19 protein-coding genes and 1 pseudogene are annotated in these 19,884 nt (G+C 71.5%); 11 read left to right on the forward strand and 9 right to left on the reverse strand.

The window, feature by feature from the left end; genetic code table 11:
* Nucleotides 1-179 precede the first annotated feature (179 nt).
* Nucleotides 180-803 carry a TetR/AcrR family transcriptional regulator gene (locus ACIRPU_RS38975; protein WP_403876283.1) on the reverse strand — a complete coding sequence of 208 codons (624 nt, stop codon included), beginning with the start codon at nt 801-803 and terminating at the stop codon, nt 180-182.
* A gap of 245 nt (nt 804-1,048) precedes the next feature.
* On the opposite strand from ACIRPU_RS38975, the gene ACIRPU_RS38980 reads away from it, so the two are divergent.
* From ACIRPU_RS38980 to ACIRPU_RS38995, 4 genes are all read left to right on the forward strand, one after another.
* A complete protein-coding gene (locus ACIRPU_RS38980; RefSeq protein ID WP_403876286.1) occupies nt 1,049-2,533 on the forward strand; it encodes an MFS transporter in 1,485 nt (494 codons plus the stop codon).
* A 190-nt stretch (nt 2,534-2,723) separates the two neighbouring features.
* On the forward strand, nt 2,724-3,539 hold the full coding sequence (locus ACIRPU_RS38985; RefSeq protein WP_403876289.1) for a DUF427 domain-containing protein: 816 nt from the start codon (nt 2,724-2,726) through the stop codon (nt 3,537-3,539).
* A 24-nt stretch (nt 3,540-3,563) separates the two neighbouring features.
* Nucleotides 3,564-4,268 carry a TetR/AcrR family transcriptional regulator C-terminal domain-containing protein gene (locus ACIRPU_RS38990; RefSeq protein WP_403876292.1) on the forward strand — a complete coding sequence of 235 codons (705 nt, stop codon included), beginning with the start codon at nt 3,564-3,566 and terminating at the stop codon, nt 4,266-4,268.
* A 133-nt stretch (nt 4,269-4,401) separates the two neighbouring features.
* The gene (locus ACIRPU_RS38995; protein ID WP_403876295.1) at nt 4,402-5,391 is read left to right on the forward strand and encodes an NAD(P)-dependent alcohol dehydrogenase; all 990 of its coding nucleotides are present in this window, start codon (nt 4,402-4,404) and stop codon (nt 5,389-5,391) included.
* Between the two features lie 28 nt (nt 5,392-5,419).
* Here the strand turns inward: ACIRPU_RS38995 and ACIRPU_RS39000 are convergent, their stop codons facing one another.
* From ACIRPU_RS39000 to ACIRPU_RS39015, 4 genes are read right to left on the reverse strand one after another with little or no spacing between them, the layout of a single operon-like run.
* Nucleotides 5,420-6,043: a response regulator gene (locus ACIRPU_RS39000; protein WP_384113587.1), complete on the reverse strand. Its 624-nt coding sequence runs from the start codon at nt 6,041-6,043 to the stop codon at nt 5,420-5,422.
* Nucleotides 6,040-7,239: a sensor histidine kinase gene (locus ACIRPU_RS39005; protein ID WP_403876299.1), complete on the reverse strand. Its 1,200-nt coding sequence runs from the start codon at nt 7,237-7,239 to the stop codon at nt 6,040-6,042. Before ACIRPU_RS39005 ends, ACIRPU_RS39000 begins: the two co-directional genes overlap by 4 nt.
* Complete coding sequence (locus tag ACIRPU_RS39010) at nt 7,236-8,081, reverse strand: ABC transporter permease (RefSeq protein ID WP_403876302.1); 846 nt, start codon at nt 8,079-8,081, stop codon at nt 7,236-7,238. Before ACIRPU_RS39010 ends, ACIRPU_RS39005 begins: the two co-directional genes overlap by 4 nt.
* The gene (locus tag ACIRPU_RS39015) at nt 8,078-8,944 is read right to left on the reverse strand and encodes an ABC transporter ATP-binding protein (protein WP_403876305.1); all 867 of its coding nucleotides are present in this window, start codon (nt 8,942-8,944) and stop codon (nt 8,078-8,080) included. Before ACIRPU_RS39015 ends, ACIRPU_RS39010 begins: the two co-directional genes overlap by 4 nt.
* Nucleotides 8,945-9,234: 290 nt before the next feature.
* Between ACIRPU_RS39015 and ACIRPU_RS39020 the strand changes: the two genes are divergently transcribed.
* Nucleotides 9,235-10,146: an oxygenase MpaB family protein gene (locus ACIRPU_RS39020; protein ID WP_403876308.1), complete on the forward strand. Its 912-nt coding sequence runs from the start codon at nt 9,235-9,237 to the stop codon at nt 10,144-10,146.
* A 15-nt stretch (nt 10,147-10,161) separates the two neighbouring features.
* Here the strand turns inward: ACIRPU_RS39020 and ACIRPU_RS39025 are convergent.
* A pseudogene (locus tag ACIRPU_RS39025) lies at nt 10,162-10,338 on the reverse strand (SRPBCC family protein); the annotation flags it as partial.
* Between the two features lie 170 nt (nt 10,339-10,508).
* On the opposite strand from ACIRPU_RS39025, the gene ACIRPU_RS39030 reads away from it, so the two are divergent.
* The 4 genes from ACIRPU_RS39030 to ACIRPU_RS39045 all read left to right on the forward strand — a co-directional run bounded on the left by ACIRPU_RS39030 (nt 10,509) and on the right by ACIRPU_RS39045 (nt 12,940).
* Complete coding sequence (locus ACIRPU_RS39030; protein ID WP_403876311.1) at nt 10,509-11,366, forward strand: alpha/beta fold hydrolase; 858 nt, start codon at nt 10,509-10,511, stop codon at nt 11,364-11,366.
* The gene (locus tag ACIRPU_RS39035; RefSeq protein WP_403876314.1) at nt 11,363-11,506 is read left to right on the forward strand and encodes a hypothetical protein; all 144 of its coding nucleotides are present in this window, start codon (nt 11,363-11,365) and stop codon (nt 11,504-11,506) included. The genes ACIRPU_RS39030 and ACIRPU_RS39035 overlap by 4 nt, the downstream gene beginning before the upstream one ends.
* Before the next feature lie 49 nt (nt 11,507-11,555).
* On the forward strand, nt 11,556-12,335 hold the full coding sequence (locus ACIRPU_RS39040) for a class I SAM-dependent methyltransferase (protein WP_403876317.1): 780 nt from the start codon (nt 11,556-11,558) through the stop codon (nt 12,333-12,335).
* Between the two features lie 62 nt (nt 12,336-12,397).
* Nucleotides 12,398-12,940: a GNAT family N-acetyltransferase gene (locus ACIRPU_RS39045; protein WP_403876320.1), complete on the forward strand. Its 543-nt coding sequence runs from the start codon at nt 12,398-12,400 to the stop codon at nt 12,938-12,940.
* A gap of 109 nt (nt 12,941-13,049) precedes the next feature.
* Here ACIRPU_RS39045 and ACIRPU_RS39050 read toward each other — a convergent pair whose 3' ends face one another.
* From ACIRPU_RS39050 to ACIRPU_RS39060, 3 genes are read right to left on the reverse strand one after another with little or no spacing between them, the layout of a single operon-like run.
* Complete coding sequence (locus ACIRPU_RS39050) at nt 13,050-15,344, reverse strand: ABC transporter permease (protein ID WP_403876323.1); 2,295 nt, start codon at nt 15,342-15,344, stop codon at nt 13,050-13,052.
* Between the two features lie 3 nt (nt 15,345-15,347).
* Nucleotides 15,348-16,103, reverse strand: a complete 756-nt coding sequence (locus ACIRPU_RS39055) for an ABC transporter ATP-binding protein (RefSeq protein WP_403876326.1) — start codon at nt 16,101-16,103, stop codon at nt 15,348-15,350.
* Complete coding sequence (locus tag ACIRPU_RS39060; protein WP_355706365.1) at nt 16,100-16,615, reverse strand: PadR family transcriptional regulator; 516 nt, start codon at nt 16,613-16,615, stop codon at nt 16,100-16,102. Before ACIRPU_RS39060 ends, ACIRPU_RS39055 begins: the two co-directional genes overlap by 4 nt.
* Before the next feature lie 124 nt (nt 16,616-16,739).
* On the opposite strand from ACIRPU_RS39060, the gene ACIRPU_RS39065 reads away from it, so the two are divergent.
* Together ACIRPU_RS39065 and ACIRPU_RS39070 are read left to right on the forward strand one after the other, a co-directional pair.
* Complete coding sequence (locus tag ACIRPU_RS39065; RefSeq protein ID WP_403876331.1) at nt 16,740-18,008, forward strand: ABC transporter substrate-binding protein; 1,269 nt, start codon at nt 16,740-16,742, stop codon at nt 18,006-18,008.
* A 161-nt stretch (nt 18,009-18,169) separates the two neighbouring features.
* Nucleotides 18,170-19,852 carry a glycoside hydrolase family 13 protein gene (locus tag ACIRPU_RS39070; RefSeq protein ID WP_403876334.1) on the forward strand — a complete coding sequence of 561 codons (1,683 nt, stop codon included), beginning with the start codon at nt 18,170-18,172 and terminating at the stop codon, nt 19,850-19,852.
* The last annotated feature ends 32 nt before the right edge of the window (nt 19,853-19,884 follow it).

A 19,884-nucleotide genomic window follows, 5' to 3' on the forward strand; every position in this document is an offset into this window, starting at 1 on the left:
AGGCGGAGATGGGCAGGCTCGATCATGCGCACCAATACCTAGTGAATGCTAGGTGTTGACCTGTGCGACGTGAATCACATGAACCCGCATGGGCATGTGCATGACAGTCGACTGACGGCAGACGACTGGCGGCAAGTGGCTGGTGGCAGGTGAGGCGTCGGTAGGGTCCCGGTGTCGCCCTACAGCCCCTGGCCGTCGGCGGAGATGCAGCGCATCAGGCGGTCCAGGTGGCCGTGCATCACCGGAATGAGATCGAAGGAGCGGCCGGAGGCGAGCCACTGCTGCCGCAGGCCGGCGTCGAGGGCCGCGCATTCGCGCGCGATGCCGTCGTGGTCCAGGTCGGGCAGGAGTTCGCCGTTGTGGCTTCCGGTGCGCAGGCGCTCCGTGAGCTCCTTCACGCCCTTCTCCTGCCACTGCGCGAAGAAGTCGTGGGCCGGGTGGTCCGGCGCGGTCGCCTCGGCGGAGACCACGACCGCGAGCTCCACCATGCCCGGCATGGTGAGCGTCTCGGCGGTGTCCTCCAGGTGGCAGCGGAACGCGTCCCGCACCGACTCCGACACCCGCTGCCACTGGGTGTCCATGCGGTCGTGCCAGTGCTCGACCACGGCCAGCAGAAGCTGCTGCTTGTCGCGGAAGTGGTGCAGCAGCCCGGCGTCGGTGATCTCGGCGTCCCGGGCGATGCGGGCGAGGGAGGTCTTGCGGTAACCGTCCTGCCCGAAGCGCAGGAGTGCCGCCTCGAGGATCTGGGTGCGCCGTGCCCGGCCTGCCGTGTAGCCGCCGCGCGGTCCCCTGGGTGTCGCCATGGAAGAACGGTACCCGGGCGCTGTCGGGCGTCCGGGGCGGGCGGTGGACGGCGGTTCGTGTGTGGCATGGGTCACACCTTGAACACCTAGCGAGCACTAGGTGTTCGGGTCATCATCAACGTCACGCGACGACGGATTGCCACGCTGTCACCTGCCGGTAAGCGACGTGTCACGTCGGGCTCGGTCCTCCGCGCACCCCCACATCTCCTCATTCCCTTCGGCACCTCCGTGAAAGGAGGGCTGGCATGACACCGACGTCGCCAAGCCCCTCACTCGACATCGCGCCCTCCGCCGAGGCCGGCGGACGTTGGAACCGCCGCCTGGTCGCGGTGCTGATCGCGCTCGCCTGGCCCACCCAGCTGCTGGCCGCGGGCGGCATCCTCGGCGCCAACGCCACCGCGAGCGTCGCGCAGAGCTTCCACACCACCCAGGTGGCGTGGTTCGGGCTCACGCTCACCCTGGCGACCATCCTGCTGACGCCGTTCGTCATCAAGCTGGGCGACCTGTACGGCAGGAAGCGCGTCATGCTCGCCATGATGGCGCTGGGAGCGGGCGGCGAAGCGCTGGCCGCCCTGGCCGGAGACTTCTGGCTGGTCCTGGTCGGCAGGGCGATCGCCGGGTTCTACGGCCCGTTCGGCGCCCTCTCCTTCGCCGCGGTGCGCGACATCTTCCCGCGCCGGCTGGTCAAGTCGGCCAGTGGAATGATCGGCAGCAGCGTCGGACTGGTCGCCCTGGGCACCCCGTTCCTCGCGGGCTGGCTCGTCGACAACTGGGGCTACCGCGGCGCTCTGTGGTTCCTCGCCGCCGCCACCGCCGTCGCGCTCCTGATGGTCGCCCTGCTGGTGCCGGAGACGCCGAGGCACGCTTTCGACTCGGGGTTCGACTGGCTGGGCGGACTGGTCCTCGGCGGCGGTCTCACCGCCGTGATCTACGCCGTCGGCCAGGGCCAGAGCTGGGGCTGGACGGACGTCCGCACGCTCGGCTGGCTCGGTGCCGGCGCCGCCGCCCTGATCGCGTTCCTGTTCGTGGAGCGGGCCAGCGCCCACCCCATCCTCGACCTGACGGTGCTCCGCCGCCGCCCCGTGGCTCTGGCTCTCACCGCCGGCGGACTCGCCCAGACGGTCGCGTTCACCATGCCGGGGCTGGCCATCCTGCTCGCCCTCTTCCCGCACATCCCCGGCGTCTCGGCCGGCCTGGGATGGACGGCGCAGCACAACGCCTGGGTCAGCGTGAGCTGGAACCTGGTGATGTTCGGGACCGGCATCCTCGTCAGCCGCTTCCTGCGCAGCCTGGACCCCCGCAAGGTCTGGATCGCCGGACTGGCGGTGATGGCCGTCGGCTACACCCTCGTCGGCTTCTTCCACGGCAACGAGCTGGAGCTCGCCCTGACGTCCTGCGTCGCCAACATCGGCTCCGGTGTCGTGGTGGCGGGAGCGCCGGCGCTCGTGGTCGGCGTCGTCTCGCGCGACGAGCAGGGACTGGGCAGCGGCATGCTCAACATGCTGATCAGTCTGTTCGGCGCCATCGTCACCGCCGGTGCCTACGCCCTCCTCGGCGCGCACAGCACTGTGGTCGACGGCACCGCCTTCTACCAGGACGCCGGTTACGCCTGGGTCTTCTGGCTCGGCGCCCTCGTCACCCTCCTGGCCCTGGTGCTCTCCCTGTTCATCCCTGCGCTGCGGGATCCCGAGACCGAGGACGCGATGACCGGGGTCGACGTGGCCGTCTGAGCGATCCGGGCGCCGCGCCCGCCCCTGCCGCGTGCGTGCCGTCGCCCGGATCGGCGCGGCACACGCGGTCCTGGGCGAAGCCGCCGCCACGGGGGAGACGAGCAGGATGGTCGGACTCACCTGCGGTGACAGCGTTCCGCGGGCGGGGGAACGTGGAGGGTGAGCGGAGCAATCCAGGGAGGAAACGGACATGAGCAGACTCAGCACCGCCGACTCCGTACGTACCACCCCGGAAGGTCTCCTCTGGGAGCCCAGTCCGCGCTGGGTCCGGGGCCGCAAGGGCGAGTTCACCGTCGTCGACAGTCGGCATCCCGTTCTCGTCTGGGAGCCCGGCGTGCCGGTGCCGCTGTACGCCTTCCCGCGCGAGGAGGTGCGCGAGGACCTGCTGCGACCGGCGAAGAACCCGCCGGTCGGCACGCACACGGGCTCGCGTGTCTTCCATGACCTGCGAGTGGGCGGCGAGCTGCTGGCGAACGCGGCCTGGACCTTCCCCGCCGAGGACCTGGCCGGGCACATCGCCTTCGAGTGGTTCCGGCGCACGGGCAGGGGCCTCGACCACTGGTACGAGGAAGAGGAGGAGATCTTCATCCACCCCCGCGATCCGCACAAACGTGTCGATGCGCTGCCCAGCAGCCGACATGTCCGGATCGCGATCGACGGCAGGGTCGTCGCCGACACCCGCCGTCCGGTCCTCCTCTTCGAGACCGGCCTGCCCACCCGCTACTACATCCCCCGCGAAGACGTCCGCCTCGATCTGCTCACCCCCACCGACCACCACACCGGCTGCCCCTACAAGGGCACCGCCGCGTACTGGTCCTGGGCCGGCGAGGCGGACGTCCCGCCCGACGTCGTATGGAGCTACCCCGCCCCACTGCCCGCCGTGGCCGCCATCGCGGAGCTGCTCGCCTTCTACAACGAGGCGGTCGACATCACCGTGGACGGCGAGCGCCTCGAACGCCCCGTCACCCCCTTCACGCATACGCTGTTGTCCCGCCCGGCGCACTGACGGCGTCGTCGAACGGGAGAGGAGATGGTGGAGATAACGACGAAGGTCGGCGTCGCGGCGCAGTCCCGCCCGCCGCTGAGCAAGGGGCGGGTTCTGGGCGCCGCCGTCGCCCTGGCCGACGAAGGCGGAGTCGACGCGCTCAGCATGCGCAACATCGCCCAGGCGCTCGGCGTCGTGCCGATGGCGCTGTACAAGCACGTGGCCAACAAGAACGAGTTGCTGGACGGCATGATCGACGTCCTCATGGGCGAGATCGACCCGCCGGCCGACGACACCGACTGGAAGACCACCGTGCGCCGGCGAGTGCTGTCGGCCCGCCGCATGCTGCTGCGCCACCCGTGGGCGCCCGCGGTCATCGAGTCGCGGACGAAGGCGCGGGCCACTCCGACCCCCGCGGTGATGGCGTACCTGGACTCGATGATCGGCGTCTTCCGGGCCGGGGGGTTCTCGATCCGCCTGGTCCATCACGCGATGCATGTCATGGGGAGCCGCCTGCTGGGCTTCTCCCAGGAGCTGTTCGAGGACAGCGCGGAGGGCCGTGAGCCGGATCCGGACGCGATGCCGCCCGAGGAGATGGCCGCGCGCTACCCGCACATCACCGAACTGGCCATGGCGGTCGCCCATGACCCGGAGTCCGTCGTCGGCTCCGGCTGCGACGACCAGTTCGAGTTCGAGTTCGCTCTGGATCTGACGCTGGACGGCCTCGAGCGGCTCCTGGGCGCGATCTGACCGTCCCGCTCCCTTGACGGGTGTACGGCGTACACCTACCGTGCCTGACAGAGGTGTACGCCGTACACCCGCGGCGTCGGAGGGCAGCTGTGGGCGCCCCGGCAGTCGATGCCGAGAAGAGGGGGACGACCCGATGAAGGCGATCGTGCAGGAACGGTTCGGCCCGCCGGACGTCCTTGAGCTGGTGGATGCCGACCGGCCCGAAATATCGGCCGGGCAGGTGACGGTGCGGGTGCGTGCCGCCGCGCTGAACCCCTACGACTGGCACATGCTGCGCGGCGATCCCCATGTGGCGCGGCTGATGGGAGGCGTGGGGCTGACGCGGCCGAAGTGCCGGGTGGCAGGTATCGACGTCGCCGGCCAGGTCGAGTCGGTCGGCGCCGACGTACGAGGGCTCCGGCCGGGTGACGAAGTGCTGGGCTTCTGTCACGGCTCCTTCGCCGAGTACGCGCATACCACCGCGGATCTGCTGGTGCCCAAACCCGCCGGCCTGACCTTCGAGCAGGCCGCGGCTGTGCCGATGGCGGCGGTGACCGCCCTGCGTGGCATCCGGACCGTGGGCCAGGTGCGGGCCGGGCAGCGGGTGCTGGTCAACGGAGCCGCAGGCGGAGTGGGCACGTTCGCCGTGCAGATCGCCGCGGGCCTGGCCGCGGAGGTCACCGGCGTGTGCGGCACTCGCAACGTCGATCTGGTGCGCTCACTCGGCGCCACGCACGTCGTCGACCACACCCGGGAGGACTTCACGGACGTACGCGAGCGCTACGACGTGATCCTGGACAACGTGGGCAACCGTCCGCTGAGTCGGCTGCGCCGGGCCCTCGCCCCGACAGGGACGCTCGTGGCCAACGGAGGCGGCTCGCCCGGCCGCGTCTTCGGGGCGGTGGGTTCCATGCTCCGGGTGATCGCGGTCAACGGGTTCGTCCGGCAGCAGCTGCGCACGATTCTCCCGTCGGCCCCGGCCGGACCGACCCAGGAGGACCTGCTCGCCGTCACCGCGCTCATCGAGGCAGGCAGCCTGACCCCGGTGATCGACCGGACCTACCCCCTGGCCGACACGGCCGAGGGCCTGCGGCACCTGGAACAGGGGCACGCGCGCGGCAAGATCGTGATCACGATGCCGTGAGGGGGGCACGCCCTCGGACGCGACGCCGTCAGTCGAGCAGGCCGTAGCGCATCGCGCTCGTCACCGCCGCGGTTCGGTCGTCGACGCCCAACTTGCCGAAGACCCGCAGCAGATGGGTCTTCACCGTCGACTCGCCGATGAACAGACGGCGGCCGATCTCCGCGTTCGTGCACCCTTCCGCGACCAGTCGCAGCACCGCCGTCTCCCGCTCGGACAGCCGTGGGCGTTCCGGTCGGGTGCGCAACTGGTCCACCAGTCGGGCCGCCACCGTCGGCGCCAGCACCGTCTCGCCCCGCGCGGCGGCCCGTACCGCGTTCGCCAGTTCGCTCCGTGGCAGGTCCTTCAGCAGGTAACCCGCCGCCCCCGCCTCCACGGCGCGCAGGATGTCGCGGTCCGTCTCGTAGGTCGTCAGGACGATCACCCGGCAGGGCAGCCCCGCCGCGCTCATCCGCACGATCGAGTCCACGCCCCCGCCGTCCGGCATCCGCAGGTCCATCAGCACGATGTCGGGGCGCAGCTCCGCGGCCAGCGCCTCGGCCTGCGGTCCGCTCGACGCGTCGGCGACCACCTCCAGGTCCGGTTCGGCGCTCAGCATGGCCCGCAGCCCCTCCCGTACGACGGGATGGTCGTCGGCCAGGACGATCCGGATCACGATGAGCTCCTCGGGGGCGGTACGGGCAGGCGGACGGTCACCGTGGTGCCGTCGCCGGGTGTGCTGTCGACGAGGGCGGTGCCGCCCGCCTCGGTGGCCCGGGCACGCAGTCCCGCCAGACCGTAGCCTCCCGTCGTCGTGTGCGGGTCGAAGCCGCAGCCGTCGTCCCGTACGGACACGGTGAGGGCCTCGTCGGCGTACGTCAGGGCGATGCCCACGGTGACCGAACTCCCCGCGTGTCTACGGGCGTTGGCCAGTGCCTCCTGGCAGGCGCGCAGGGCCACCACCTCGGGGCCGGCCGGCAGCGGACGTACGGGGCCGGTCATCCGCAGTTCCGTCCCGTGGCGTGCGGCCAGCCGGCGCAGGGCGTCCGGCAGCGAGGCGCCGTGCAGGTCGGCGGGCGCGCCTCCGGCGACCAGGGCGCGCGCCTCGGCGAGGTTCTGCCGGGCCGTCTCGTCCATCAGGGCCAAATGGCGTCGGGCCTGCGCGATGTCGTCGTCGAGCTCCGCCTCGACGGCCTGCACCAGCATCAGCAGGCTGGTGAACCCCTGGGCGAGGGTGTCGTGGATCTCCCGGGCCATCCGCTCCCGCTCGGCCAGCGCGCCGTGCGCGGTCGACAGCCGGGAGATCTCGTGGCGGCTCGTGTCCAGCTCCGCGATCAGCGAGGCCCGTTCCTGGCTCTGCTCGATGATGCGGATGATCCAGGTGCCGACGGCCGTCGAGAAGACGAAGGTCACCACCGCGAACATCCCGTTGAAGAAGACGGCCTCGTCGCCGGGCCACCACACCAGTGCCCAGCCGACCACGGGCACGAGGTTGATGACGGCCACAACCACCAGCGCCCACCGGATGCGCAGCGTCATGAAGCACTGGGGGACGAGCGCGAAGGTCATCAGCCGGGTCTCGCCCACGAGGACCGCCGACGGCAGGAACAGCGCCATCGCCGCCACCAGGTAGCCCAGCGCCCGCCGTGGTTCCGGCGGATCCTCCCGCAGAAGGGGGCGCCCGACCCACACGAACAGCGGGATGAGCAGAACCAGCAGCGCCGCCGCGACCAGCCTGACCGGCCGGCCCGGATGCCCCGTGCCGAGCACGAACACCACCGTGGCCAGCCAGACGAAGGCGAAGTACGCGTCCCAGATCCGGAACGACCGGTCCCAGGTGTACGCGCCCCCGGCCCGTTCCGGCCCGTTCATCCGTCGCGCCGGTTCTTCCACCGGAAGGTCAGCAGACACAGCAGCAATCCTCCGACGCACCAGGCCCCCAGCACCAGGGCGACCCGCCCGAACTCCCAGCCGCCGGTCTGCTCCAGGACCTGCGCCGACTCCGGCAGGAACACCCCGCGCAGTCCCTGGCACATCCACTTCAGCGGGAACAGGGCGCCGATGTCGAGCATCCAGTCGGGGATGGTGTCGATCGCGATGTACACCCCGGAGATGAACTGCAGCACCAGGAACGGGAGTACGACCACCGAGGTGGCGCTCTTGCCGGACTTCGGGACGGAGCTGACGGCGATGCCGAGCAGCGCGCACGAGGTGAGACCCAGCACGAAGATCCAGGCGAAGTCGAACAGGCGGCCCGGGTCCGTGGGCAGATCCACGTCGTAGAGGGTCGCGCCGACGAGCAGCAGGATCGCCGTCTCCAGCAGCCCGGTGACGAGGACCAGCCAGATCTTGCCGAGGAAGTACGCCGCCAGCGGCATCGGCGTGCCGCGCAGCCGCCGCAGCACCTTCTCGTCCCGCTCGATGGCGATCGAGATGCCGAGCGACTGGAAGCTGGTCGACATGATGCCGGCGGCCATCATCGCGGGGACGTAGAGCTGCGAGGCGGTGATGCCCGCCCCGCGCACGTCGTCCCGGAAGATCGACGCGAACAGGAACAGGAACACCACCGGAAAGGCGAAGGTGAACAGCACCTGGTCGCGCTGCCGGAAGAACTGCCTGAGCTCCAGGACGCCACGCCCCAGACCCAGGCTCCATGCTCCGGGCAGCCGGTCGGCGGGCTCCTTCGTGCGGGTGCGTACGACGCTCGTGGTCATCGGCCGTCCTCCTGTCCGGTCAGCCGGAGATAGACGTCCTCCAGCGTGGGGCGGCTGATCCGCAGCCCGGGTATCTCGCCGTCGAAGCGCCGCATGAGCTCGGCGACGGTCCGGGTGGGCGTCTCCGTGCGCTCCGCGCGCGTGGCGCCGTCCGGCTCGGTCCACTCCACGGTGGCCCCGGTGCCGTACCGCTCCCGCAGGGCCTTCGGTTCGCCCTCGGCGACGACCCGGCCGCCGGCGACCACGGCCAGCCGGTCGGCGAGTGTCTCCGCCTCCTCCAGATAGTGCGTGGTCAGGAGGATGGTGGTGCCCTCGTCGGCCAGTTTGCGGATCAGGTCCCAGAACTGGCGCCGGGCCGCCGGGTCGAAGCCGGTCGTCGGCTCGTCCAGGAGCAGGAGCTCGGGGTCGCCGATCACCCCGAGGGCCACATCCAGCCGCCGGCGCTGCCCGCCGGACAGCGCCTTGATCCGGCTGCTGGTCTTCGCCTCCAGACCCACCAGGCCGATGACCTCCTCCGGGTCCTTCGGCCTCGGGTAGTAGCGGGCGAAGTGCCGCACGGTCTCGCCGACCGTCAACTCGGCGGGCGCGGATTCGTCCTGCCAGACGATGCCGACCCGCGCGCGCCACGCACGCGTGCCGTGCGCCGGGTCCGTGCCCAGGACGGACACCTGGCCCGCGTCCCGGGAGCGGTTGCCCTGGAGGATCTCCACCGTGGTGCTCTTGCCAGCCCCGTTGGGCCCCAGCAGGCCGAACACGTCACCTCTGCGGATGCCGAGGTCGATGCCGTCGACCGCGGTCACGTCGCCGTACCGCTTGCGCAGTCCTCGTACGTCCACCACGAGTTCGTTCGCGTGTGTCGTCATGCCGATCAGACTCTGCCGGAACCGAATGTTCCGGCACGACCGTACGTACCTCCTCGTGTCCATCGAACGGTGGACACGGGTGCCCCTTCGATCGCCTGCCCGATATATGCATATCTGCCCTATATTGTGTTTCCCTTGTCTGTAGAGGTGAATGCCGGGATTCCGTCGACGACGAGGCTCGAGCCGCGCAGCAGTGCGTGGACCGTCGCACCGCCCTCGTACTCCGGACGCGACGGAGGAGCGGAGGCGTCATGACCGGCGTACCGCACATGTCAGATCGATCAACTCGGTTGCATGCAAGGGAAATCGCGATACCCGCGCAGATCCGGGCGCCGCGCAGGGGAGGGGTCGTCTGGCGCTGCTTCGGCGATGTCCGCGCCACCCTGATGGCACCCCAGCTGCTGCTTCTCCAGGTCTCGCACCCCGTGGTCGGGGCAGGCGTCGCCGACCACAGCACCTTCCGTGCCGAGCCCTGGCCCCGCCTGATCCGGACCCTGCTCTCCCTCACCACGGTCGTCTACGGCGGCCAGGAGGCGGCCACCGCCGAGGCGCGCCGCCTTCTCCACGTACACAGCGGGATGAAGGGCACCGACTCGCAGGGGCGCCCCTACCACGCCCTCGACCCCGAGGCGTACCACTGGGTGCACGCGACCCTGGTCAAGGGCCCGGTGGACGCGCAGCGCCTGTTCGGCAAGGGAATGTCGGCCGACGAACTGGACGAGTACTACCGCGGTATGCGGGACGTGGGCCGCGTATGGGGTCTGAAGGAGCGTCACCTACCGCCGGACTGGCCGTCGTTCCTCGACTACTACGACGACATGGTCACCCACCGTCTGGAGTTCAACCGGTCGGTCCAGGACGTTCTCGACGAACTCGCCGACCCCGCCAAGCCGTTCCGCCGGCTGCCCGGTCCGCTCTGGTCACCCTTCGCCCGACTGGCCTCGCACTACGCCCTGTTGGTCACCGTGGGAACCCTGCCACCCGTCCTGCGCGAGCGGCTGCACCTGACCTGGAGTGCCCGGCAGGAACGCGCCCTGCGCCGATTCGCCCGCGTCGTACGTCTCACGATGGCCCTCGTGCCCCCGCCGCTGAGGATCGCCGTCCCGCTCGCTCTCGTCCGCTGGGCCACCCACCGCCCCTGGCCCGGCGCCACGTACGCGTCCCGCTCGGCCCCGCGGTCGCGCCGCCCCGGGGCGGCATGAGCGGGGTCTGCGGGATCAGGAAGCGGACTCCGCTTCAAGCTCCCGCTTCAGGTTGCGCAGCGTCCTGGCGATGTTGTCCGTCTGGAAGTCGGCGAACGTCCGGCCGCCGGTGGCGACCCGGTCGAAGGCCTGCGTGACGGCCGCCGGCCAGGCCCGCCGGTCGTCCGTCCAGGACTCCGTGACGCGGGTGGCCAAACCGCGCCGCGACCTCCAGACGCTCGGCGGCCTCGGCGCGCACGACGGCCACCACACCGTGCTCGCTCAGCTCACGCCGCGCCACTTCGGTGGCGCCGATGCCGACGGGCGGCTTGATCGGAAACCATCGCTTTTGGCGATGAACTGCCGGAGCTAGCGTGGTGCTCATGACCGACCCCCTTTCGCACGGAGAGAAGCTCGTCGAGATCGACGAGGTCGAGCTGTGCTTCGAGACCTTCGGAAACCCCGCGCACCCGGCGATCCTGCTCATCGACGGTGCGACCGCCTCGATGCTGTGGTGGGAGACCGGGCTGTGCGAACAGATCGCGCGCGGCGACCGGTTCGTGATCCGCTACGACAACCGGGACACCGGCAGATCCACCAGCTACCCGCCGGGGCGGCCGGGCTACACGTTCACCGACCTGGCCGGAGACGCGCTCGGCATCCTGGACGTCCTGGACGTGGAGCGCGCCCACATCGTCTGCCGGTCCATGTCCGGCGGAATCGGGCTCCTCCTCGGGGTGGACCACCCCGACCGGGTGGAGTCACTGACCTTCGTCTCCACTTCCACCGGCGAGGACGGACTCCCGCCGTCTTCGGACGAACTCACCAGCGGCACCCCCGCCGACCCGGACCCCGCCGATTCCGGCGCGGTGGTGGACTTCGTCGTCGCATCGGCGAGAGCGTGCTCGGGCGGCTCGCCCTACTTCGACGAAAGGGCCACGCGGGCGCTGGTCGAGCGGGACGTGGCCCGCACGCGCGACATGGCGGCCACCCTGGTCAACCACTACGCGATGACCTTCGACGGGTCGTCCCGCGATTTCGCCTCCATCAAGGCGCCGACCCTGGTGGTGCACGGCGACCACGACCCGGTCTGCCCGCTCCCACACGGGCACGCGGTGCGCGACGCGATTCCCGGCGCGACGCTGCTGATCCTGGAAGGCGCCGGGCACGACCTGCCGAAGCCGCTGTGGGACGTGTTCGTCCCGGCTCTGCTCCAGCACACCGGAGGCGACCGACCATGACCCGGTTGCGGTCGGCGCTCTGGCTGCCGATCTGCGACCGGCTCGCCGACCCTGCGGTGGTCGCAGGTCCGGCCGCCGAGGCGGAGGAAGCCGGCCGGCACGGCGTGTTCGGCGTGTGCGACCGGCGAGGAACCCGATGATCGGCGGCGGAGCCAGATGCTCGACGAGTCACTGAAGCGAGAGGATCGGATGACGGTCATGTCAGACCTGTTCGACTACGACGCGGAACTGCGCCTGCACAACGAAGTCTTCCGCACCGCTGCCCGCGTGGGATCCGGCGACCAGGTGCTCGACGTCGGCTGCGGCACCGGCCAGTCCACGCGCGAGGCCGCCCGCGCCGCCGTCACCGGAAGCGCGCTGGGCGTCGATCTCTCCGCGCCCATGCTCGAACGGGCCCGCCGACTCAGCGACGACCAGGGACTGGCCAACATCACCTACCTGCAGGCGGACGCGCAGGTCCACCGCTTTCCACCGACGTCCTTCGACCTCTGCATCAGCAGGTTCGGAACGATGTTCTTCGCCGACCCGGTCGCCGCGTTCACCAATATCGGGCGGGCTCTGCGCCCCGCGGCGCGCCTGGTGCTGCTGGTCTGGCAAGAGCGCGACCGCAACGAGTGGTCCACCGCGATCCGCCAGAGCCTCACCGCCGCACCGGCCACACCCCGCGGTCCGGACCCGTTCTCACTCGCCGACCCGACCGTCACACAAGGCATCCTGACGGCGGCCGGCTTCACGGAAGTCGACTTCACCGGCGTGCACGAGCCCGTCCACTACGGCCCGGACAGCGCCACCGCCTTCGACGCCGTGCTCCGCCTCTGGGAATTCAAAGACCTGCTCGCCGACCTCGACGCGGCCGCCGCCGAGCAAGCACGCACGCGGCTGCGCACCACCCTCGACGCCCACAACACCGACGGCGGCGTGTACTTCGACTCTCGTGCCTGGCTCGTCACGGCCCGCCGCCCTCACTGACCACCGCCCTCACCGCACTTATTCGCTTGCCGTCCGACAACCCGGTCGGATAGGAAGCTCGCATGCTTAGAGGCGAGAAGGTCGGGCTCAGGGCCCGGCACGAGGACGACATCCCGGTCCTGCGAGCCGAGCTCTACGACGACGTGGTCAACGCCTCGCGCGCCGAAGGCCGACCGTGGCGGCCGATCACGCCAGGCTCCAAGGACTCGCGGCTCGTGGTGGACGACAAGGAACAAGGGCATGTCCCGTTCTCCGTCGTGGAGTTGGAAGGCGGCACACTGGTCGGCACCGCGACGCTGTGGGGCATCGACAACCACAACCGGTTCGCGCACATCGGCCTCGGGCTGCTGCCGTCCTCTCGCGGCAAGGGGTACGGCACCGACGTGGTCGCCGTGCTGTGTCACTACGGATTCATCGTGCGCGGCTTGCAGCGGCTGCAGATCGAGACGCTGTCGGACAACGCCGCGATGCTGCGCGCCGCCGAGCGCAACGGTTTCGTCCGCGAGGGCGTGCTGCGCTCGTCGGCCTGGGTGATGGGCGAGTTCCTCGACGAGGTGCTGCTCGGCCTCCTTGCCCAGGACTGGAAGCCGGACGCGCGGGGCTAGCCGGTCGCCGGCCCAGTCGAAGTCGCGAGCGTCGGACCAGTTCGGGGGTCCGGCGGGCCGGCCCCCGTGCCCAGCGCCGGGGCGCCTCGAAGTGGTCCGGCTCCCCGGGCTAGGCCACCGCGCTCAGCGTGTCCGCGAGGCGGCGACGGGAGGCGCGGGTCGCGGGCAGCGCCGCGAGCGCCAGAGCGCCCAGCAACGCCGTCGCGCCGAACGCGGACAGTGCGACGGGGGACGGCGCCTGTGCGATACCGGCCCCGATACCGCTCGACCTGCCCTGGGCGTCGATCAACCAGTGGGAGAGGGGTATGCCCAGGGCCATGGCGACGGCGACCGCGGCCAGCACGGAGCAACCGGTGGCCGTGACGGTGATCGCCGTGATCTGCCGCGGAGTCAGCCCGATCGCCTTGAAAGCGAGCAGATCCCGCTCGCTCTCGCGCACCGCGCCGCCGATGGCGGTCAGCAGATCGACGAGGCCGATGAGCGCGAGGACGCCGAGCAGGCCGACGACGACACTGCGCAGGGGCGACAGACCGTCGGCGGGGTTCGTCACGGTGTGCACGTCCAGCTGTCCACGTCCGGCCGCGGCGCTCAGCTCGGTGGCGACGCGGTGCGGATCCGCGCCGTCCCGCAGCCGGACCTGGTACAGCGTCGGCCGGAGCGTGGGGTCGTTCTCCCGGAGGGTGTCGAGCGACGTGGAGACGACCCGGCCGGCGTTCTCCGGCTCGATGCTGCGGCCCACGATGTGGAGGATCTGGGGCCGGCCGCTCACGGTCATCCGGACCCAGTCGCCGACCCGGACGTCCAGGAGGTCCAGCAGTCCCTGCCCGGCCACCGCCTCGTCGGAACCGCGGGCGGGGCGGCCCTCGGCCAGCGTGTAGGGGTAGGGGTCCGTACGGGTGCCGAGGCCGCGCAGCGCGATCGTCGCCGTCTGGCCCGGCACCAGGGCCGCCACCTCGACGCCCGGATAGGCGGCGGCGACCTCGGGACGCCGCGCCAGGAGCCGCCGGGTCGCGGCGTCGCTCAGGCCGTCGTCGGCGCGGACGGTGAGCGCGGACGCCAGCCCCATCTCCTCCGGTGTGCTGTGGAAACGGTCCATGGTCGTCCACGCGCTCATCGCCACCACGATCAACGTCAGCGGCAACGCGAGGCGGGCGATCGTGGCCAGTGAGCGCGGGCGACGCGTGAACGCCTTGTGCCAGCCGAGGACCAACGCGGGCGGCAGCCGCAGGCCGAGCGCGCGCCGCGCCACGCCCGACAGACGCCCGCCGACCGGGGCGGCGGCCCGAGGCACCGGAACCGGCGGCACCCGCCCGGCCCGCCAGGCCGCGAGCCCGGTGGTCGCGCCGATGAACAGCACCGCCCCCACCGGCACCACGACCAGGGTCGCCGCGTGACCCGGCAACCCCTGCCAGACCCCGACCGCGTCTCCCAGCCGGCCCGGCAGCCGGCTGCCCAGCGCCTGTACGAGCCCGGCGGCGGCCACGGCGCCGAGCAGCGCGTAGGCGAGATGCTGGAGCAGGAAGACCCGCGTGACCTGGCCCGGCGTGAAGCCGATCGCCTTGAGGATCGAGATGTCCCGCAGATGACCCCGGATGCGGGTGCCGATGGCCCCGTGCACGGCGAGTCCGGCGGCGACGAGCGCGCCGAGTCCGAACAGGCCCAGTATCTGGCCGAGCAGCCGGTCGTCGCCCTGCGCCTCGGCTCGCGCCTGCTGCCAGGTGGAGACCTCGCGCACGGCGTCCGCGCCGAGCACGGTGACGGCGCGCTGGACGGCGTAGTCGGTGTCCCCGGGGTCCGTCAGGCGCAGCCCGATCACCTGGCCGCGGTCGGAGCCGGTGCGCGGCACGGCGGACGGCAGCGCCCAGGCCAGTCCCGGCTGCTCGCCCTGGCGGTAGCGCGGCTCGGGGCTGTCGGCGACACCGAGGACGGTCAGCGGCGCGGCGCCGCCGGGCAGGGTGAGCACATCGCCGGGCTCGGCCAGCAGCGCCCGGGCGAGGCTGCTCTCCAGGACCACACCGTCGGGCGCCGCCGGGTCGAGCCAGCGGCCCGAGACGAGCAGAGGGCGTCCGACGGCGGGTCGTCCGGTGGTGCCGCGCAGCTCCACGGAGGCGCGGGCGCCGCGGGAGGCAACCGTGGTGGAGGTGGTGGGGTAGGGGCCGGCGACGGACTCGACGCCGTCCAGCCCGGCGAGCTTGGCCGCCTCGGCCGAGGGGCCGGTGTGGATCGACACGTGTGCGCCCCGGGACTGGGTGAAGACCCGCTCCCAGGGGTTCGTCGCGTACCCGAAGAGCGCCGCCGCCAGCAGCAGGGAGGTGACGACTCCGACGGTGGCGAGCACCAGGAACAGCGCTTCGCCGCGATGCGTCCGCAGGTCCGAGTGCGCCCAGCGCAGCGTGGCTCGCACGGGTCAGTCCTTCAGTTCCAGTACGGCGGATATCCCCTTGCCGAGGGACGGCGTGCCGTCCAGCGCCGCGTCGTCGGCGATCCGGCCGTCGAAGAAGCTGATCACCCGGTCCGCGGTGCTCGCCATGCGCGCGTCATGGGTGACCAGGAGGATCGTCTGACCGCGCTGGTGGAACCGGGACAGCAGCCGGGTCACCTCGCGGGTGCCCTTGCTGTCCAGGCTGCCCGCGGGCTCGTCCGCGAGCAGCAGGGGAGGGTGGTTCACCAGGGCGCGGGCCAGCGCCACCCGCTGCTGTTCGCCGCCGGACAGCTCGCCGGGCATGCTCCGCTCCTTGCCCGTCAGGCCGAGCTCGGCCAGCAGCTCCTCCCGCTCCGCGCGGGCCCGCTTGGGGGAGACCCCGGCCAGCAGCGCGGGCAGTTCGACGTTGTCCGCGACGGACAGGTTGGAGACCAGGTTGAAGAACTGGAAGACGACGCCGATACGGCGCCTGCGCGCCACGGCCCACTGCGCCTCGCCGTAGCCGTCCGTACACGCGCCGTCCAGCCAGATGCTGCCGCTGTCCGGCCGCTGGAGGCCGCCGAGCAGATGCAGCAGCGTCGACTTCCCGGCGCCGGAGGGACCGGTGACGGCCACGAACTCGCCCTGCCGTACGCACAGGTCCACCCCCCGTACGGCATGGGCGGGCGCGCCCTCGCCATGGTGGGTCTTCACGAGGCCCTCGGCCCGCAGCGCAGGAGTAGGGGCGTCGTCGTCCTTCACTCCGGCTCCTCCAGTTCTTCCTGGCAGCGCTCCAACCAGTCGAGGTCGGCCTGCAGGTGCAGCATGGCGCCCTCGATGAGCAGTCGGGCCGTCCGGTTGTCGCGGTTCTCGCCCGTCACGAGCTTCGACAGGGTGCGCATGGTGTTCAGGTAGTGGCGTCGTTGCTTGTTGATCAGGGCGATCTGGTCGGCGAGACCGGTCTGCGGGGCGAGCGCGAGCTTCATGTAGAACTCGTCCCGCAACCGCGGTTCGTCCGCCGTCTCCTCGTACCAGACGCGCAGTGCTTCCTGCCCGGCGTCGGTGAGGTGGTAGATCTTCTTGTTGGGCCGACTCGACTGCTCGACCTCCTCGCCCTCGATCAGCCCCGTCTTCTCGAGGCGGCTCAGAGTCACGTAGATCTGGCCGATGTTCGGCTGAGGGTACGCGGCGCCCAGGAGTCGCTCAAGGTCCTGCTTGAGCTCGTAGCCGTGGGCCGGGCCGCGTGCCAGCAGGGCCAGGAGGGGCAGGCGCACTCGTGCTGTCCTCCTCGCAGCCTCGTATTGTGGTCCAGGCCCTAGTATCGCCCATACCTAACGGGTATACATAGCCTCTGACTCCGGGTGAGGGTGCCCGGCGCCGGTGTACAGGGAGGAACCTATGCGGTGGATACGCGCCGCCGGTAGGGGCCTCCTCGTTCTCGCCGTCGTCCTGGCCGGTTACGGCGCGTCCGGCGCCCGGGCGGCCGGCGGGCTGGAGGGGCGCGGACCGCTCACCCTCGCCACCGCCGGCGACCTCACCGGCTACCTCGGCCCGTTGCTCCAGGGCTGGAACCGCGCCCACCCCGGCGAGAAGGTCACCCTCGTCGAGCTGCCGGACTCCGCGGACGAGTCGCGCGCCCAGATGATCACCGATCTGCGCGGCGGCGCGCGCAGCCGGTTCGACGTCCTCAACATCGACGTCGCCTGGACCTCGGAGTTCGCCGCCGCCGGCTGGATCCGCCCGCTGCCGCGTGACCGCTTCCCGCTGGGCAGCTTCCTGCGGCCGGTCGTGGACACGGCGACGTACGACGGCCGGCTGTACGCCGTCCCGTACGTCACCAACGCCGGGCTGCTCCTCTACCGCAAGGACGTCCTCGCCGCGGAGGGCGTCCCACCGCCCCGCACGTGGGCCGAACTGGAGCGGGCCGCGAAGACCATCGCGCCGCGGCACGGACTCGACGGCTACGCGGGGCAGTTCCTGCCCTACGAGGGCCTCACCGTCAACGCGGCCGAGGCCGTGTACTCGGCGGGCGGCACGATCCTCGGCGACGAGGGCGACCGCGTCACCGTCGACTCGGCCGCCCGCGAGGGCATCGGATTCCTCGCCCGCGGTGTCCGTGACGGATGGGTGCCGAAGGAGGCCCTGACCTACACCGAGGAGGAGTCCCGGCAGGCCTTCCAGGACGGACGCCTCCTCTTCCTGCGCAACTGGCCCTACGCGTACGTCAGCGCCTCCGCCTCGGGGTCCCCGCTCGCCGGCAAGGTCGGCGCCGTACCGCTGCCGGGGCGCGACGGGCCCGGGACGAGCGTGCTCGGCGGCTCCAACCTCGCCGTCAACACGCACGCCGAGCACCCCGACACCGCCGCGCGTCTGATCGCGTACCTCACCAGCGAGGGCGTCCAGCGCCAGGTGCTCACCCGGGGCGCGCTGCCGCCCGTACGCGCGGATCTGTACGAGGACCCGGAGCTGGTGCGCCGGTTCCCGTATCTGCCGACCCTGCGCGCGAGCGTCCTGACGGCCGCACCGCGCCCCAAGAGCCCCCGCTACGACCAGGTCAGCATGGTGGTGCAGGCGGTCGTGCACGACGCGATGTCCGGGCACTCGACGCCCGAGGCGGCGGTGCGACGGCTGGCCCGGGAGCTGGCGGACATCTCCCGCCGCGGCTGACGCCCCTCAGCCGACCTCGATCTCCCCTAGTTACATGTTAGGTAACGCCGACGTATCAGCCGGGTGCGATTTGCCCCGGTAAGTCCGCGTATGTCGACCCGCTCTGTCAGATGACTGCTGCCTGTTCGTTGACACCCTCCGGAAACACCTACCTAACATGCATGCATAACAGTCAGCCCGCACAGACAGGTCAACGGGTGAGCTCCCAGCACATCGACACGCACCACTGGTGGCGTGATGCAGTGATCTACCAGGTGTACGTCCGCAGCTTCCTGGACAGCACCGGCGACGGCGTCGGCGATCTCGCCGGAGTGCGCGCCGGACTGCCGTATCTGAAGAAGCTGGGCGTCGACGGGATCTGGCTGAGCCCCTTCTACCCCTCCCCGCAGGCCGACCACGGCTACGACGTCGCCGACTACTGCGACGTCGACCCGCTCTTCGGCGACCTCGCCGAGTTCGACCGACTGGTGGCGGCCGCCCGGCGGCTGGGCGTCAAGGTGCTGCTCGACATCGTCCCCAACCACTGCTCCAGCGAGCACCCCTGGTTCCAGGTGGCGCTGGCGTCCGCCCCGGGCAGCCCCGCCCGGGCCCGCTTCCACTTCGCCGACGGGCGGGGAGCGGACGGCGCCGAGCCGCCCAACAACTGGCACGCCATGTTCGGCGGCCCGGCCTGGAGCCGGGTGACCGAGGCGGACGGCCGACCCGGCCAGTGGTACCTGCACATGTTCACGCCCGAACAGCCCGACTGGAACTGGCGCGACCCCGAGGTCGCCGCGTCCTTCGACGGCGCGCTGCGGTTCTGGCTGGACCGGGGCGTCGACGGCTTCCGCATCGACGTCGCCGCCGGCCTCTTCAAGCACCCCGAGCTGCCCGACTCGCCGGACCCCGAGGCCGACGCCCGCACCCGCGACTCCGTCAACCCGCTCGCCTGGAACCAGCCCGAGGTGCACGACGTGTGGCGGCGCTGGCGGGCGGTGTGCGAGGAGTACACGGCACACGACGGCCGCGAACGGCTCCTGGTCGGCGAGGTCTCGGTCCCGACCGCCCGCGAACACGCGCTCTACGTCCGCCCCGACGAACTGCACCAGGCCTTCTTCTTCGACCTGCTGAGCGCCTCCTGGGACGCCGACGCCTTCCGCAAGGTCATCACCGAGGCCATGCAGGACATCGCGGGAACGGGGTCGACCGTCACCTGGGTCCTCAACAACCACGACCAGGTCCGCACGGTCACCCGCTACGGCGAGCCGGCCGTCGAGGGCAGCGGCCTCGGCGCCGCCCGCGCCCGCGCCGCCGCCCTGCTGTTGCTGGCGCTGCCCGGCGCCGCCTACATCTACCAGGGCGAGGAACTGGGTCTGCCCGAGGTCGTCGACCTGCCCGACGACGTGCTCACCGACCCGATCTTCCGCCGCACCGGCAGCCGCGCCCGCATCCGGGACGGCTGCCGGGTACCGCTGCCGTGGTCCGGCCAGGCCTCACCCTTCGGCTTCACCTCCGGCGTCGACGGCACCAAACCCTGGCTGCCGCAGCCCGAGTACTTCGCCGAGTACGCCACCGACCGCGCCCTGGCCGACACCCGCTCCTTCTGGCATCTGTACCGCGACGGCCTCCACCTGCGCGCCACCCTGCCCCAGCTCGGTGAGGGCTCGCTGCGCTGGCTGGACACCCAGCCCGGCGTCCTCGCCTTCGCCCGCGGCGACGGCCTGGTCTGCGCCGTCAACTTCGGAACGGCGCCCGCTCCGGCGCCCGTTCCCGGCATCCCCCTGCTGTCCAGCGGCCCCTGCGGGGCCGGGGTGCTCCCCGGCTCCACGGCCGCCTGGTGGATCGGTGACGACACCGACTCCTGAGCACGCCCCCTGCCCTTCCCGTCAAATCCCCT

This window comes from Streptomyces sp. NPDC102259 (genome assembly GCF_044766465.1).
GTDB lineage: Bacteria > Actinomycetota > Actinomycetes > Streptomycetales > Streptomycetaceae > Streptomyces.